The organism is Rhodoblastus sphagnicola, assembly GCF_002937075.1.
Classification (GTDB): Bacteria; Pseudomonadota; Alphaproteobacteria; order Rhizobiales; family Beijerinckiaceae; genus Rhodoblastus; species Rhodoblastus sphagnicola.
In genome coordinates this window covers 1-14,190 of sequence record NZ_NHSJ01000028.1, presented here as the reverse complement: position 1 = coordinate 14,190, position 14,190 = coordinate 1, and the positions used below count along the sequence as shown (strand labels likewise).

Annotated in this window: 10 protein-coding genes and 1 pseudogene; 6 read left to right on the top strand and 5 right to left on the bottom strand. The window is 65.9% G+C overall.

The window, feature by feature from the left end:
* Positions 1-41: 41 nt before the first annotated feature.
* From CCR94_RS02850 to glnA, 4 genes are all read left to right on the top strand, one after another.
* The gene (locus tag CCR94_RS02850) at positions 42-1,040 is read left to right on the top strand and encodes a cysteine synthase A (protein WP_104506383.1); all 999 of its coding nucleotides are present in this window, start codon (positions 42-44) and stop codon (positions 1,038-1,040) included.
* A gap of 461 nt (positions 1,041-1,501) precedes the next feature.
* On the top strand, positions 1,502-2,356 hold the full coding sequence (sseA, locus tag CCR94_RS02845; protein WP_104506382.1) for a 3-mercaptopyruvate sulfurtransferase: 855 nt from the start codon (positions 1,502-1,504) through the stop codon (positions 2,354-2,356).
* A gap of 230 nt (positions 2,357-2,586) precedes the next feature.
* Positions 2,587-2,925, top strand: coding sequence for a P-II family nitrogen regulator (locus CCR94_RS02840; protein ID WP_088518832.1), 339 nt, complete (start codon positions 2,587-2,589; stop codon positions 2,923-2,925).
* 43 nt (positions 2,926-2,968) lie between these two features.
* The gene (gene glnA, locus CCR94_RS02835; protein WP_104506369.1) at positions 2,969-4,378 is read left to right on the top strand and encodes a type I glutamate--ammonia ligase; all 1,410 of its coding nucleotides are present in this window, start codon (positions 2,969-2,971) and stop codon (positions 4,376-4,378) included.
* 265 nt (positions 4,379-4,643) lie between these two features.
* Here glnA and CCR94_RS02830 read toward each other — a convergent pair whose 3' ends face one another.
* The 5 genes from CCR94_RS02830 to CCR94_RS02810 form a co-directional block, all read right to left on the bottom strand.
* Positions 4,644-6,077 (bottom strand): oligosaccharide flippase family protein, encoded by a 1,434-nt coding sequence (locus CCR94_RS02830; RefSeq protein ID WP_104506368.1) that lies wholly within the window; start codon positions 6,075-6,077, stop codon positions 4,644-4,646.
* Positions 6,078-6,210: 133 nt separating this feature from the next.
* A complete protein-coding gene (locus tag CCR94_RS02825; protein ID WP_104506367.1) occupies positions 6,211-7,854 on the bottom strand; it encodes a glycoside hydrolase family 44 protein in 1,644 nt (547 codons plus the stop codon).
* Complete coding sequence (locus tag CCR94_RS02820) at positions 7,848-8,516, bottom strand: class I SAM-dependent methyltransferase (RefSeq protein ID WP_104506366.1); 669 nt, start codon at positions 8,514-8,516, stop codon at positions 7,848-7,850. Before CCR94_RS02820 ends, CCR94_RS02825 begins: the two co-directional genes overlap by 7 nt.
* A 177-nt stretch (positions 8,517-8,693) precedes the next feature.
* Complete coding sequence (locus CCR94_RS02815) at positions 8,694-9,374, bottom strand: HAD-IA family hydrolase (protein ID WP_104506365.1); 681 nt, start codon at positions 9,372-9,374, stop codon at positions 8,694-8,696.
* An 83-nt stretch (positions 9,375-9,457) separates the two neighbouring features.
* Complete coding sequence (locus tag CCR94_RS02810; RefSeq protein ID WP_146089827.1) at positions 9,458-12,877, bottom strand: DUF3971 domain-containing protein; 3,420 nt, start codon at positions 12,875-12,877, stop codon at positions 9,458-9,460.
* Positions 12,878-13,084: 207 nt separating this feature from the next.
* On the opposite strand from CCR94_RS02810, the gene CCR94_RS02805 reads away from it, so the two are divergent.
* Both CCR94_RS02805 and CCR94_RS02800 read left to right on the top strand, forming a co-directional pair.
* Positions 13,085-13,555 carry a peroxiredoxin gene (locus CCR94_RS02805; protein ID WP_104506381.1) on the top strand — a complete coding sequence of 157 codons (471 nt, stop codon included), beginning with the start codon at positions 13,085-13,087 and terminating at the stop codon, positions 13,553-13,555.
* A gap of 204 nt (positions 13,556-13,759) precedes the next feature.
* Positions 13,760-14,190 (top strand): annotated as a pseudogene (locus CCR94_RS02800) (hypothetical protein); the annotation flags it as partial.

The window sequence follows — 14,190 nt, the reverse complement described above, 5'->3', positions numbered from 1 at the left end:
ATCGAGGACTAGCTTCGCCGCAAAAATCCATGGGAATGATCATGAAAGTCACGGAATCGGTTCTCGACGCCATCGGCGACACGCCGCTCATCAAACTGCGCGCGGCGTCGCAGGCCACGGGATGCGCCATCTACGGCAAGGCGGAGTTCATGAATCCGGGCGGGTCGGTCAAGGATCGCGCGGCGCTGGCCATCATCCGCGACGCCGAGGCGTCGGGCGCGCTCAAACCCGGCGGGACCATCGTCGAAGGCACGGCGGGCAATACCGGCATCGGCCTCGCCCTGGTCGCCAATGCGCTGGGCTATCGCACGGTGATCGTGATTCCCGACACGCAGTCGGACGAGAAGAAGAGCATGTTGCGGTTGCAGGGCGCCGAACTGATCGAGGTGCCCGCCGTCCCCTACTCCAACCCCGACAATTACGTTAAATATTCCGGGCGGCTGGCCGAAGAACTCGCCGCCAAGGGCCAGAACGCGATCTGGGCCAACCAGTTCGACAATGTCGCCAATCTGCGCGGCCACGAGGAGACCACCGGGCCGGAGATTTACGATCAACTCGGCGGCCGTATCGACGGCTTCATCTGCGCGGCCGGCACCGGCGGCACGCTGGCGGGCGTCGGACGGGCGTTGAAGGCGCGCAAGCCCGATGTGAAGATCGGCCTCGCCGATCCGATGGGGGCGTCGCTTTATTCCTATTACAAGACCGGCGAGCTGAAATCCTCGGGGTCGTCCATCACCGAGGGCATCGGCCAGGGGCGGATCACCGCCAATGTGGCGCTGGCGCCGGTCGATTTCGCCTACCAGATCACCGACGAGGAGGCGCTGCCGATCCTGTTCGACCTCGCGGCGCGGGAGGGGCTGTTGCTGGGCGGCTCCTCGGCGATCAACATCGCCGGGGCGATCCGGCTGGCGCGGGAGCTGGGGCCGGGCAAGACCATTGTCACGATTCTGTGCGACAGCGGGGCGCGCTATGCCTCAAAACTTTATAATCCGGCGTTCCTGCGGGAGAAGGGGCTGCCGCTTCCGGCCTGGCTGGCGTAGCGCCGAAGCGCCACATGCGCATCGTCCCCGCCGCGGCAAAGTGAAAGCGCCGGCGCCACGACTCAAAAAGTGAAAACGCGCTCTCACAAGATTTTGTTCTTGTTTTGTTTCACGTGAAACGGGACCGACGAGACCAAATCTCGCAAATCGCTGTTTTAAAAGGGATAAAATACGACGCCACCGGCAAGCCTCCTCCGGCGCCGGGCGCGAACGCGCGGATATGTTGTGCGCAACCCACGGATTGCACGTGCGAAAATCGTCGGTTTTCGCGCGAAATTCGCAAGAATTGCGCGATTTTTCGCGATTTCGACCGACAGGCCCGCAACCTCCGGTGGAATTTCCGCGACGCGCGCCGCGCGACGGGTCTCGCAATGGCGGACCGAACGATGCGCGGCGCTTCTTTCGGAGGGCTTCAATCCGCGCGCCAATGCGCTAATTTGTCTTCCGCAACGGAGACGCGCATGACCGGTTTGAAAGAAGACTATCTGGTGTCCACGGACTGGCTGGCGCAACATCTCGGCGCGCCCGGCCTCGCCATCGTCGACGCCTCCTGGCATTTGCCGACCGCCAACCGCGACGCCAAGGACGAGTTCCTGAAGCAGCACATCCCCCACGCCGTGCATTTCGACATCGACGCCATCGCGGACACATCGAGCAACCTGCCGCACATGCTGCCCGACGCGGTGACCTTCTCCGGCGCCGTGCGAAAACTCGGCATCGGCGACGGCATGAAGATCGTGGTCTATGACGCGGTCGGCCTGTTTTCCGCGCCGCGCGTGTGGTGGACGTTTCGCGTGTTCGGCGCGCGCGACGTGGTGATCCTCGACGGCGGCCTGCCCAAATGGCTCGCCGAAGGGCGCCCTGTCGCGGACGGCCCGGCCCTGCCGAGGTCGCGCCATTTCACCGCCCGCCTCGACCATGGGCTGGTCGCCTCGGTGGAGGACGCGCGCGCGGCCTCGGAGAAGAAGACCGCGCAGATCGTGGACGCCCGCTCCGCCGCCCGATTCCGGGGCGACGAGATCGAGCCGCGCCCTGGCCTGCGCTCCGGTCACATTCCCGGCGCCCGCAATTGTCCCTGGACCGAACTGGTCCATGACGGCGGCTTGCGTCCGCGCGCGGAACTGGAGGCGGCTTTCGCGCGGGCCGGCTTCGATCCCGCCAAGCCGGTGCTGACCACCTGCGGCTCCGGCGTGAGTGCCTCAATTTTGTCCTTCGCGCTCGCCAACGCCGGCCATGACATCGCGCCGGTCTATGACGGTTCCTGGTCGGAATGGGGTCAGGTGTCCGACCGGCCGGTGGCGATCGGTCCCGCGTGAGGCGAAAAGCGATCAAGAACGCGTGAACGCGGCCCCAAGCCGCCTTCACGCGAAGCCAGCAAGACTCTTTCAATTCTGCATAATTTTTGGTCCAATTTGCCTAATTTGGCGGCAGTTTGCGAAAAAATCCTTCCTCGACGCGCTGGCAAGCCAAGCGTTGCGGTGCTATGACGCTCAGGTTACGCGCGGAGTGCGGACACGCCGCGTTTGACAGGGAGAAGCCCCCGGGAATGAAAAAAGTCGAAGCGATCATCAAGCCCTTCAAGCTCGACGAGGTCAAGGAGGCGCTCCAGGAAGCAGGTCTTCATGGCATTACGGTCACCGAAGCCAAGGGGTTTGGGCGTCAAAAAGGCCATACCGAGCTGTATCGCGGCGCCGAATATGTCGTGGACTTTCTCCCCAAGGTGAAAATCGAGCTGGTTCTGGCCGACGAAGCCGTCGAGCGCGCCGTCGAGGCGATCCGCAAGGCGGCGCAGACGGGTCGTATCGGCGACGGCAAGATTTTCATTTCCAACATTGAAGGCGCAATTCGCATCCGCACCGGCGAGACCGGCGTGGACGCCGTCTGATCTTCCCCCTTCCCGAAAACGTCATCTTCTCAAGAGGCGCACAATGACGACTGCCAAGGACGTGCTTAAAAAAATCAAGGACGAGGACATCAAGTATGTCGATCTGCGCTTCACCGATCCGAAGGGCAAGTGGCAGCACGTCACGTTCGACATCACCCTGGTCGACGAGGAATTCTTCGCGGAAGGCCAGATGTTCGACGGGTCCTCGATCGCCGGATGGAAGGCCATCAACGAATCCGACATGAAGCTGCTGCCCGATCCGGCCACCGCCTTCGTCGATCCCTTCTTCTCCGCCTCGACCCTGGTCGTCACCTGCGACGTGCTTGAACCGCTGACCGGCGAACCCTACAACCGCGACCCGCGCGGCATCGCCAAGAAGGCCGAAGCCTATCTGAAGTCGAGCGGCATCGGCGACGCCGCCTTCTTCGGCCCGGAAGCCGAATTCTTCGTCTTCGACGACGTCCGCTTCAAGGTCGATCCCTACAACACCGGCTATGTCGTCGACCATTCCGAACTGCCGAGCAACAGCGACACGCCCTATGAAGGCGGCAACCTCGGCCATCGCGTGCGCACCAAGGGCGGCTATTTCCCGGTTCCGCCGGTCGATTCCTGCCAGGACATGCGCGGTGAAATGCTCGCCGCCATGGCGGCCATGGGCGCCAAGGTCGAAAAGCACCACCATGAAGTGGCCTCGGCCCAGCACGAACTCGGCCTGAAGTTCGGCACGCTCACCACGATGGCCGACCATCTGCAGATCTACAAATACGCGATCCACCAGGTCGCCAATTCCTACGGCAAGACCGCGACCTTCATGCCGAAGCCGGTCTATGGCGACAACGGCTCGGGCATGCACGTCCACCAGTCGATCTGGAAGGCCGGCAAGCCGGTGATGGCCGGCGACAAATACGCCGACCTCAGCCAGGAATGCCTGTACTATATCGGCGGCATCATCCGTCACGCCAAGGCGCTGAACGCCTTCACCAACCCGTCGACCAACTCCTACAAGCGCCTGGTGCCCGGCTTCGAAGCCCCGGTGCTGCTGGCCTATTCGGCCCGCAACCGCTCGGCCTCCTGCCGCATTCCGTGGACCAACAACCCGAAGGCCAAGCGCGTCGAGGTTCGCTTCCCCGATCCGGCCGCCAATCCGTATCTGGCCTTCGCGGCCATGCTGATGGCCGGCCTCGACGGCATCGTGAACAAGATCGATCCGGGCGCCGCGATGGACAAGGATCTCTACGACCTGCCGCCGCGTGAACTGAAGAAGATCCCGACCGTGTGCGGCAGCTTGCGCCAGGCTCTGGAATCGCTCGACAAGGATCGCGTCTTCCTCAAGGCCGGCGACGTGTTCAACGACGACTTCATCGACAGCTACATCGAGCTGAAGATGCAGGAAGTCTATCGCACCGACATGACCCCGCATCCGGTCGAATATGACATGTATTATTCGGTCTGATCTTTCGGATCGACAAAGGAAGGGCGGACGAAAACGCCGCCCCTCCAAACCCGCTCTCTTGGACCGTCCAGCTCTGGACGGTCTTTTTTTGTTTCGCCGTCGGCGATCCCCCTCGTGATACGGTTTCCGCTGGATCGCTTCGCGATTCGCGGAAACGGATCGCGCGAAACTCCTGCAACCGCAAGGCGGATTTCCGCGCGAGCGGAATACGGTTTCCGAACGGATCGTTCGGAAACCGTATGACATCGCGCCTGTCGCGCCGCGTTCAGGCCGGGTCTTCCGCCGGGCGCAGCAGGCGGCGGGCCTGGTCCGGCGCGAACAGGGCGACCAGCGCGCCATAGAGCATCACGCCGAGGCCGACGCTGGCGGCGAGCGCCATCAGGGGCCGCATGTTGGCCAGCAGGCGCGGCCCCGCCCAGGCGACGCCGAACGCCATCAGTCCCGAGAGGATCAGGGCCGGCGCCACCGCCGCGAGCAACGCGGTGAAGCGCAGCGCCATGCGGCGGTGGGCGACCCAAAGAGTGATCAAGATGTCGGAGCCGTCGCCCATCACCCGCGCGAAGCCAATGCCGACCGCGCCGAATCCGGCGCCGGCGACAATTCCGACGCTGATGGCGACGAGGCGGCAGAGATTGGCGTAGAGGCTGTATTGCGGCCGCCCGCTGGCGGCGAGGCCGGTCTGCACCGCCATGAACGACAACATGCAGCCGCTGCCGAGCGCCAGGATCTGGGTGATGGCGATGCTCTCCTCCCAGCCCGGACCGGCGAGCGCCGGGATGAGAAGGGGCGCGACGGCGGCGATCCCGAAAAAGGCCGGGCCGCAAAACAGCGCCAGCCGCGCGCATCCGACGCGCACGCGTTCGCCGAGCACGGCCGCGTCCTGCGCCACCGGCTGGAAGTGCGAGAAATTGAGGTTGTGCGCGATCGAGATCACCGCGCCGCGCACCGGCTCGATCACGCGCAGCGCCATGTTGAACCGGCCGAGTTCGGTGAGACCGAACACCAGCGATATCATGGAGTTGAAGACAAGATAGGTCAGGTTGTCGGTGAGGCGGCTCCACAAGGCGAACCATGCGAACTGGAACAGGTCGTCGAAATGGCGCCGCGACCAGCGCGGCGCGATCCGCAGCTTCATCAGCGCCACCAGCACGCCGGCCTGGACGAACACGAACGCCACGCGATACAGGATCAGCGCCCAGACCCCAGCGCCGAAAAAGGCGGCGACGAGTGTCGCGACCGAGGCCACGGCATTGCCGACCAGGCTCGACAGGGCCATGGCGTTGAACTGGCGATGGCGGCGCGCCAGCGCCGTGCCGATCACCAGCGGCGCGCTGGGAAACAGCAGCAGCGCCGCCGCCGGCAGCAACAGCGCCATCTGGCTCTGCCCGTAAACCCTGGCGAGGCCCTGCCCCAGCGCGACGGAAACCAGCAGGAACACCCCGGCGGCGAGCCATGAGGCGGCCAGCGCGACGCCGACATGGGCGCGGCGTAAAACCTTGCGCTGCGCCAGCGCGTCCTCGAACGGGACAGCGACGAAGATGGAGAACACCGTCACCAGGGCGAGGATCAGCGCCGAGACGCCGAAATCCTCCGGGCGCAGCATGCGCGCCAGCACCGCCGTGACCCCCATCTGGAGCGCGAGCCGCGCCACCACCTCCAGTCCCGCCACCGTCGCCCAGATATAGAAACGTCGCGCCAAATCCGCCTCGCGCCACCGCCGGGCGGCAGGCCCGGATCATCGCGCCGACCACAGCACGGCCGGGCTATCATTGTGTTAAATTGATGAAAAAATCGCGAGGACCCGCCGCAAGCTGGTTAACCCGCCCCGCCCGTCAGGCCAGCCGGAAGCGGCGGGCCGAGCGGGGCGGCAGATCAAGGGCGGACGCCGTGAACAGCCCGTCCACCGGCGCGCAGTCGGGCGCGCTGGCGTCGAAGCCGAGCGCGTCCAGCGGTTCGAACGGGCGGCCGGAGGCGAGCGAGAGCGAGAGCCTGACCGGCCGCTCGCTCTTGTTCAGCGCCACGACCTGAACATCGCCTGTCCGGCCGCCCCCGGCGGACCGCGCCGCGAACACCGACACATCGCCCTCGGACGCGCCGGAGACCGGGAGGTTGGCGTCGCCATAGGATTCGCCCACGCCGTTGTGCATGCGAAACAGCTTGAAGCCCGCGCCGATAAACCCGTCGAGCGAGCCCCAATGCGCGCCGATGGCGAGGCCCGACCGGCCGAAGCGGCCGAGCGCGTCGGCGATGGCGAGGCCCGTGGCGACCAGCCCCGCCCCGCCGTAATTATACTCGCCGATGGCGAGGCCCGTTCCCGGAAAATGCCGGTCGACGACCGCCCGCAGGCTGGGCAGGATCGGCAGGGTGATCCCCTCCGGACGCGCGCAGCCCAGCGCGTCCGCGACCCAGCTCTGTTCGCAGAAGCCGGGGTCGTCGAGCGAGCGCGGCGCGTCGAGAATGGTCTGGGACAGCGCCGGGTTTTCGCTGCGCTCGATGTCGCCGGCCTTGGCGGTCGCGTACCAATGCACGTCCATATGATCGAGCAACCGAAGGCCCCGCCGCTCGGATTCCACGCGGAAGGCGTCGAGATAGGCGCCGAGGAAGGAGCCGTATTTGCGGTAGTCGGGCCAGTCCGGCGCGTTGATGAAATCGACGAATTCGGTGGCGCCGAAACTGGTCGGGCCGAGCACCCAGGCGTCGGGGTCGATCGCCTTGATGGCGGCGGCGGCGCGCAGCGACCGCTCGATCAGGGTCTTGATGCGCAAGCCTTTCGACGCGATGCGCGGATGGGTGTCGAACCACAGGCCGGGCTCGTTGTCGAGATAATAGCCGCGCACCCCGCCTTTCGCGGCGCCGCCATGGCGCGCCTTCAACAGCGCGATCATTTGCGGAATGTTGACCGCGCCCTTGACGGCCTTTTCCGGCGCCGACCAGTCCACCGGCAGGAAACGGCGCGACGGCGCCCTGTCCTTCTCCTCCACCGCGCCGTCGAAATCGGCGGCGACGTAACCGGCGATCGGCGCGCCGACCAGACTGGGAACGCCGACCTCCCGGCTGTGATCGAGGAATTTCTCGATCACGGCCGCCGGCTTGCCCCAGTCTTCCCTGGGAATGTCCAGATGGTCGAGCAAGAAGGAGCCGTTGGAATGTTTCCAGTCGCGGCCGGCGTTGGCGGCGTTGTTGCGCCAGTTGTAGGTGGTGAACATGTTGCCGGAGAGGCGGCGGATCGTCGGATGAGCCTTGAGGTCGTAAAGCACGCTCTGGCCGTTGCCGTCCCACTTGCCGCATTCGCTGGCGCCATAGACATAAGGGCTGATCGGCGTTCCCGGCGCGAGATCGTCGATGCGGATCGCGAGGCCGTTGACGCGGGGCGCGGGATCGGATGGCGCGGCCTTGCTCAACAAACCGCCAAGCGCGCCCGCGCCGGCGACCCCCAGCGTCCCGACGACAACAGCGCGGCGGGAGAGCGTCACCATGACGCGATATGCGACTTGGGCGCGATCAGCCTTTCCGTGGCGATGTCCTCGTTGGGAAACAGGCGGGCGAACTGCTGGCGCGTGATCGGCCGCATGTGTTCGAGCAGCGCGAATTGCTCGTCGAGCGGCAAGGTCTTGAAAAATCTATTGCCGACGATGTTGAGCACGCCGACCTGCGCGGGATAGGACAGCCAGTGCAGGAACGGCAGCAGGAAATGCTGGTCGATGGGGAATTCGAAGGCGGGAACCTGAATCCAGCCGTGCTTGCCGACGCGCCGGGCCTCGGCGGCGGCCTTCTTCATGTCGGCCCAGTCGCCGACATGTTCGATCACGGAATTGCACACCACCAGATCGAAGGCGCCGTCGCCGTAAACCGAGAGGTCGCGGGCGTCGCCGACCAGCCGCCGCACGGCGCCGGCGACGTCTCTCTCCTCGTCCGTCAGGTCGGCCTGATAGGCGTCGGGCAGGTTGATCAGGCTGATGCTGGCCTTGGCGCGAATGGCTTCGGGGATCGACAGCCAGAACACCAGCGAGCCGCCGATATCGAGAATTTCGACCAGTCCGTTTTTTTCCGCATGCAGCCGCTCGATCTGTTCGCCCAGCGGCCGATTGCGTTTTTCACGAAAATGGCGACTGACGGGCGCAAGAAGTTTTGGAAACATTGCAGCCCCCGTTGAACAAAGGCGGACACAAGCGCGGCGCGCATACCGCCGATTGAAAACTTGATTCAAACTACGCCATAACCGACCGTCATTCGCGCTCTTTCGGCGGTTAACCTGAATGCTCCGTCTTCCCGCGAGGTCGCGCCGCCGCCAGCGCCAGCGCGCGTTTCGCGCGGCTCAAAACCGCGCCAGCACCTCCAGCGTCAGCCCCTCGCAGTCCGCCAGCGTCACATCGGCGCCGCTCAAATCGTCATCGGCGCAATAGGCCGAGCGCACCGCGATCACGCGCAGGCCCGCCGCCTTCGCGGAACGCAAGCCATTGCGGGAATCCTCGACCGCCACGCAAGCGGCGGCCGGCAGATCCAGTTGGCGCAGGGCGAGTTGATAGACATCGGGCGCCGGCTTCTTCGCCGCCACCATGTCGCCGGCCGCCACCGCGACGAAACGCGCCCGCCACTGCGGCCCCAGCGCGGAGGACAGCAGCGCCTCGATATTGGGCAGGCTGGTGGTGGTGGCGATGGCCAGCTTCACGCCCTTTTCGCGCAAGGCGTCCAAAAACTCTTCGACGCCGGGCCGCAGCAGGATTTCCCCACTGTCCGCCATGCGGGTGTAAAAATCCGTCTTGGCCTTGTGCAGCGCCGCGATCCGCTCCGGCGGCAGCGGCGGCGCGCCGGATTCTTGCACGAAATGCGCCATGCGCTCCTTGCCGCCGGTCACTTTCAGCAATTGGCGATAAAGATCCCGGTCCCAGTCCCAATCGAGGCCGGCGTCCGCGAAAGCCCGGTTGAAGGCGATGCGGTGGACCTCCTCGGTCTCGGCCAGGGTTCCGTCAACGTCGAAAATCACCGCTTTGATCATGGCGCCTCCTGCCCGCACCATGCGACAGCGCCAGCCAAAGCGAAATGCAAAAAAGGCTCAAACCGGTTTCACAAAATCTGAAATCATTGCGGCGCCTCGCCAGAGTCCATCGGAATCACCCCGAAAATCTTGCGCAGGAACCCCGGCGCGATCGCCGACAGCGGATTGACCGACAGCACCGGCGCGCTCGGGCGACCGGTCACCCGGAAATTGACGCCGATCAGGCCCTCCTTCTCGCCGCCGCCGAGGATCAGGCCCACCACCGGCAATTGCCCGAACAGATTGTTCACGCCATAGGCCGGCACGAAGGTGCCGGAAAAATCCATGGTGTCGCGGCCAAAATCGGCCCAGCCGTCGAGTGTCGAGCCGATGTTGGGCGAGGAAATCACGCCGTCGCGCACTTTCAACACGCTGTCGAGCTTGTCGATGTCCGCGTGAAGGCGGGAGAACGCCACCGTATCCGGATTGAGCCTGACACGCGCGGCTAATTGCTCGCCCCCCGGCGACGAGGCGAACGAACGCATCGCCGGTTCGCCGCGCAGCACGAATTTTTCAATGTCGACCGGGCCGGCCACCCCGCCATTGGCCATGCGGAACGCGGCGCGCAGGCGCCCGCCCTCCATGTGGCTGTAGAGGTCGAGAAAGGCCAGCAAACCGCCGGCGTCGGCCGTCGTCGCCTTCAGCAGCGGCGGCCCGCCGTCGGGATGGCTCAGGCTGGCCTCGATGGCGTCGCCGCCGATCTTGCCCGAAAAGGTCAGGCCGCGGACGGTGGAGCCCTTTTTCGACAGGCGCAGCGCCGCATTGGAGACGATCTGGCGATTGGCGCCCGACATCACCGTGGTTTGCAGGTCGAGGTCGAGGTCGCCGGCGTCGGACCGATCCGACGCGGTGGCGAGGCCCTTCAAGAACGGCCGGGCGTCGAGCGATTCGCCCTTCACCGCGACTTTCAGCGTGTCGCCGGCCTTGGAGACATCGACTTGCAGGGAATCGCCGGGCGAAAGCTTGAGCTGCGTGAATTTGGCCGAAAGGAAGCCGCCGTCCGGCCCCAGTTGCACGGCGCCGCGCGCCGAGGCGCCGCCGCCCTCGAAGGCGATCTGGTCGAGCGTCGCGCCGCGCTCGTCCTCGCGATAGGAAAAGCTCGCCTTGGCCGGGCGCCCGGCCGGCTTGAAGAGGCCGGGAATCGGATAGTTGAGACCGGCCTTGCCGAGATCCAGCTCCACCTGCGCCTGCGGATGCGCCACCCCGATCGCGCCCGTGAGTTTGACCGCCACCGGCCCGCTGAGCGTCGCGCCGAGCGGCAGGCCGGCTTTCGCGCGCGCCGCCTCATCCATGACGAAACTCACCGTGCCCTGGGCAGGGTCGTCGCCCTTGCGTAAAAGGTCGAGCGTGGCGGGAACGCCGAAAAGCTTGCCCGCGCCGGTGATTTTGGTGTCGCCGTCGGCGACGGTCACGGTGAGATTGCCCTGGTCGAGCTTCTCCTTGCCGACCAGACGCTCCAGGGCGAAATTCTCGATCTTGCAGGACACGTCGAGCGTCGGCGAAGCGTCGGCGGCCGCCCCCAGCCACGTGCGCCAGGAAAAGGTTCCGTCGAACTGTCCCTTGATGGTTTTCGGATCGACCGGCATGTTGGCGACCTTGGCGAAACCGGGCCGGGCCATGATTTCGCCGAGCACGTCGACATTGCCCTTGACCCGCGCGCCAACCGTCATCAGCTTGGGTTTCTGGGAGATGTCCGGCATGGCGAACTGGCCGTCGGACAGCTCGATCCGCCGGCCCGGCGCGGTTTCCATGGCGCCGCTGGTCGCCGTGAACAGCGTGCTGCGTCCGGTGGTGTGGCCGTGGCCATTGACGCCGGTCACGGCGGGCGCCCCGTCGAGGAAGGTCATCGCGGCGTCCTTCACCACGTAATCGACGAGGATGCGGTCGTCCATCGGCGCATGTTGCGCGCGCAACATGCGCAGGTCGACCTCGTCGAAATCGACGGCGAGGCGCAGGCTGTCGAGAATCCCGCCCTGAAGATGGTCGCCAAGCCAGCCGCGCGCCGGAGCGCCGAAGGCGTTGGGCCATAGCGCCAGAACGCCCGCGGCCGGCATTTTCGCCGCGGACATGCCGATGCGCAGATGCGGGCCGTCGCTCCAGTCGACGCTGCCCTGCATGGCCGCCGCCACTTCCGGTCCGCGCAATTCGACGCGCCGGATTTCCAGCCTCTTGGCGCCGGGATCGAGACTGAGGTCGCCATGAATGCCGGTGAGCGTCACGCTTTTCTCGCCGGCGCGGTCCGGTCCCACCGTCGCCGGTTCGACCTGATCGAACTGGATCGGCCAGCCGCCGCCCTCGGCGGGCGCCGTCGCCGCGCCCTTCAGGAACAGGCGAGTTGGCCCCGAAAACACCTGCGCCTGATCGGCGACCAGCCGATGCGCGTCCGGCTCCCAATGCAGGGCGGCGAACGCCTCGTCGATGAAGATCGGCGCGAAATCGGGATCGTCGTAGCGCCAGAAGCCGCTGCTCAGGCCGAGGCGGGCGTGGGCGTCGAGCACATGGCCGTCGGCCTGGAACGCGGCTTGCGCCTTGAGGGTGAGGGAAATGTCGGAATCGACCGGCAGGCTCGACTTGCCCAGGGCGAGCGCGAGTTCGTCGACGGTGAAGCCGCTGGCCTCGATGTCAAGCGCGCGCGCCTGCTCGCGGGCGCCGCGCGCCTCGCCGCGCAGCCGCCAGCGCCCGTTGGGGCCGTCGGCGGCGACGTTGACTTCCGCCACCCCCTGCCCGTTCAGGCGCTTGCGATCGAGCGCGAAGGCGAAATTGTCGAAACCGCGAGTCTGGCCGGCGGCGAGATCGTTGAGAACCAGCCGTCCGCGCCGCACGCCGAAATGATCGAGCTGCGCGATCGGGCTGTCCTTGCCCGAGGCCAGGTCGAACACGTCATTGATGGCCTGCCCGATCCGCGCCAGGATTTTGGCGCGCGGCGCCGCGGCGGGGGGCGGCGCGGCCGAAGGCGGAGAACCCGTCGCGGCAGGACCCGTCGCGGCGACCGGCGCGTCTTCACCGCCAAAACTCAGATCGACGCCGCCATCCGGCAGGATGCGCAACTGCACCGCCAAATCCTCGACATCGACCCGCTTGGGCTCGACCGCGCCCGACAGCAGCGCCAGCGTCGAAATATGCACGTCGGCCTTGGGGGCCGACAGGATCTTGTGGCCGTCGTCGTCGATCACGGCCAGATCCGTCAGCGCCAGCGCCAGCCCATGCTCGCCGCGCTCCAGCGCCAGCCCGCCGATGGCGAGCGTCCGCCCGGCGCCGATGCGCTCCTGCAACGCGCCGACCGCCAGGGGGCGCAACGGTTCAAGATCGACGCGCCCGCCGGCGAACATATAGACGCCGAGGCTGGCGACCACCACCACGGAGAGCAGCAGGAAGGACAGGGCCGCCCCGGCAGCGCGCCAATGCCGCCGACTCCGGCGGAGCCTGGGCCGCGAGTTGAGCGTAACGTCCGGCCGATCAGTCAAAGTCCCCCCGCTTGTTCCGGTTTTGCCCAGCTTCCCAATCAACGCTCCCACTGAGCGCTCCCTCTGGGCATTCCCACCGGGCAGGCTGACGAAGCGCGCCGAATCGCACAATATGCGAAAAACCAGTTGTCGCGCAGGTCATCGCCGCTGACAATGGCGCTTCGTCACGGCGAGCAACGCCACATCATTCCGACAAAAGGAAGGCCAATGCCCCAGCTTCTTCAGATCGGCGAGTCCGCGCCCGACTTCAGCCTGCCCCGCGACGGCGCCGGCGCGCTCGGACTCAAGGATTTCGGCGGGAAAAAGCTCGTCCTGTATTTCTACCCCAAGGACGACACCTCCGGCTGCACGGCCGAGGCCAAGGATTTCAACGCCCTGCTGATGGAATTCGCGCAGGCCAACGCCTCCGTGGTCGGCGTCTCGCCCGATCCGGTCAAGGCGCACGACAAGTTCCGCGACAAATACGAACTGAGTTTTCCGCTTTTGTCCGACGAGGCCAAGTCCATGCTGGAGGCCTATGGCGTCTGGGTGGAAAAGAGCATGTACGGCCGCAAATATATGGGGGTGGAGCGCACGACCTACCTGATCGACGGCGAGGGCAAGATCGTCAACATCTGGCGCAAGGTGAAGACGTCCGGCCATGCGGCGGCGGTCCTGGCGGCGGTCAAGGCGCTGTAAAACCGGGCGAGACCGGCGCTCTTGCTCGACTCGCGACGCCTTCATGCCGTCATGGCCGAATCAGGTCTGATGACGGCATGACGGTCTTCGAGTCATCGCGTCGATCGCAAAGGCCTCGCGCGCCATTTTCGAAACGTTAACCACGGCCGCATAGATTTCATCAACCATATTCGGCCCTTGCCAGGGCCGGGGAGACGGAAATCCATGCGTCACGCTCCGAACGCGCACGACCCGCAGATCTTTGCTGTCAGCCTCGCCTTTCGCTCGTTCCGGCGCGACGTCACGCTGGCGCCGCACTGGGCCTACATCCTGTTCGGCCTCGTTCCCATTCTGGTCGCCGCCTTGCTCGGGACCGGGCTTTATCTGGTGTTTCGCGACGACATGCTGACGGCGCTGATGCGACGCCAGGCGCAAATGCAATTCGCCTATGAGGACCGCATCGCCGTGCTGCGCGACCAGGTCGACCAGATGGCGACGCGGCAATTGGCCAATCAGGACACGGTCGAAGGCAAGGTCGCCGAACTCGCGATGCGTCAGGCCCGGCTGGAATCGCGCTCCGCGCTGGTGAGCGCGCTGGCGGCGCGCATCGCGCCCGGCCAAAACTCCGCGTCCAGCGACGGAATCACCGCCATCAA

Excerpts from the sequence above, each read along its gene's own strand:
- CCR94_RS02850 (WP_104506383.1), top strand. The coding sequence starts at position 42 with ATGAAAGTCACGGAATCGGTTCTCGACGCCATCGGCGACACGCCGCTC.
- sseA (WP_104506382.1), top strand. The coding sequence starts at position 1,502 with ATGACCGGTTTGAAAGAAGACTATCTGGTGTCCACGGACTGGCTGGCG.
- CCR94_RS02840 (WP_088518832.1), top strand. The coding sequence starts at position 2,587 with ATGAAAAAAGTCGAAGCGATCATCAAGCCCTTCAAGCTCGACGAGGTC.
- glnA (WP_104506369.1), top strand. The coding sequence starts at position 2,969 with ATGACGACTGCCAAGGACGTGCTTAAAAAAATCAAGGACGAGGACATC.
- CCR94_RS02825 (WP_104506367.1), bottom strand. The coding sequence starts at position 7,854 with ATGGTGACGCTCTCCCGCCGCGCTGTTGTCGTCGGGACGCTGGGGGTC.
- CCR94_RS02820 (WP_104506366.1), bottom strand. The coding sequence starts at position 8,516 with ATGTTTCCAAAACTTCTTGCGCCCGTCAGTCGCCATTTTCGTGAAAAA.
- CCR94_RS02815 (WP_104506365.1), bottom strand. The coding sequence starts at position 9,374 with ATGATCAAAGCGGTGATTTTCGACGTTGACGGAACCCTGGCCGAGACC.
- CCR94_RS02805 (WP_104506381.1), top strand. The coding sequence starts at position 13,085 with ATGCCCCAGCTTCTTCAGATCGGCGAGTCCGCGCCCGACTTCAGCCTG.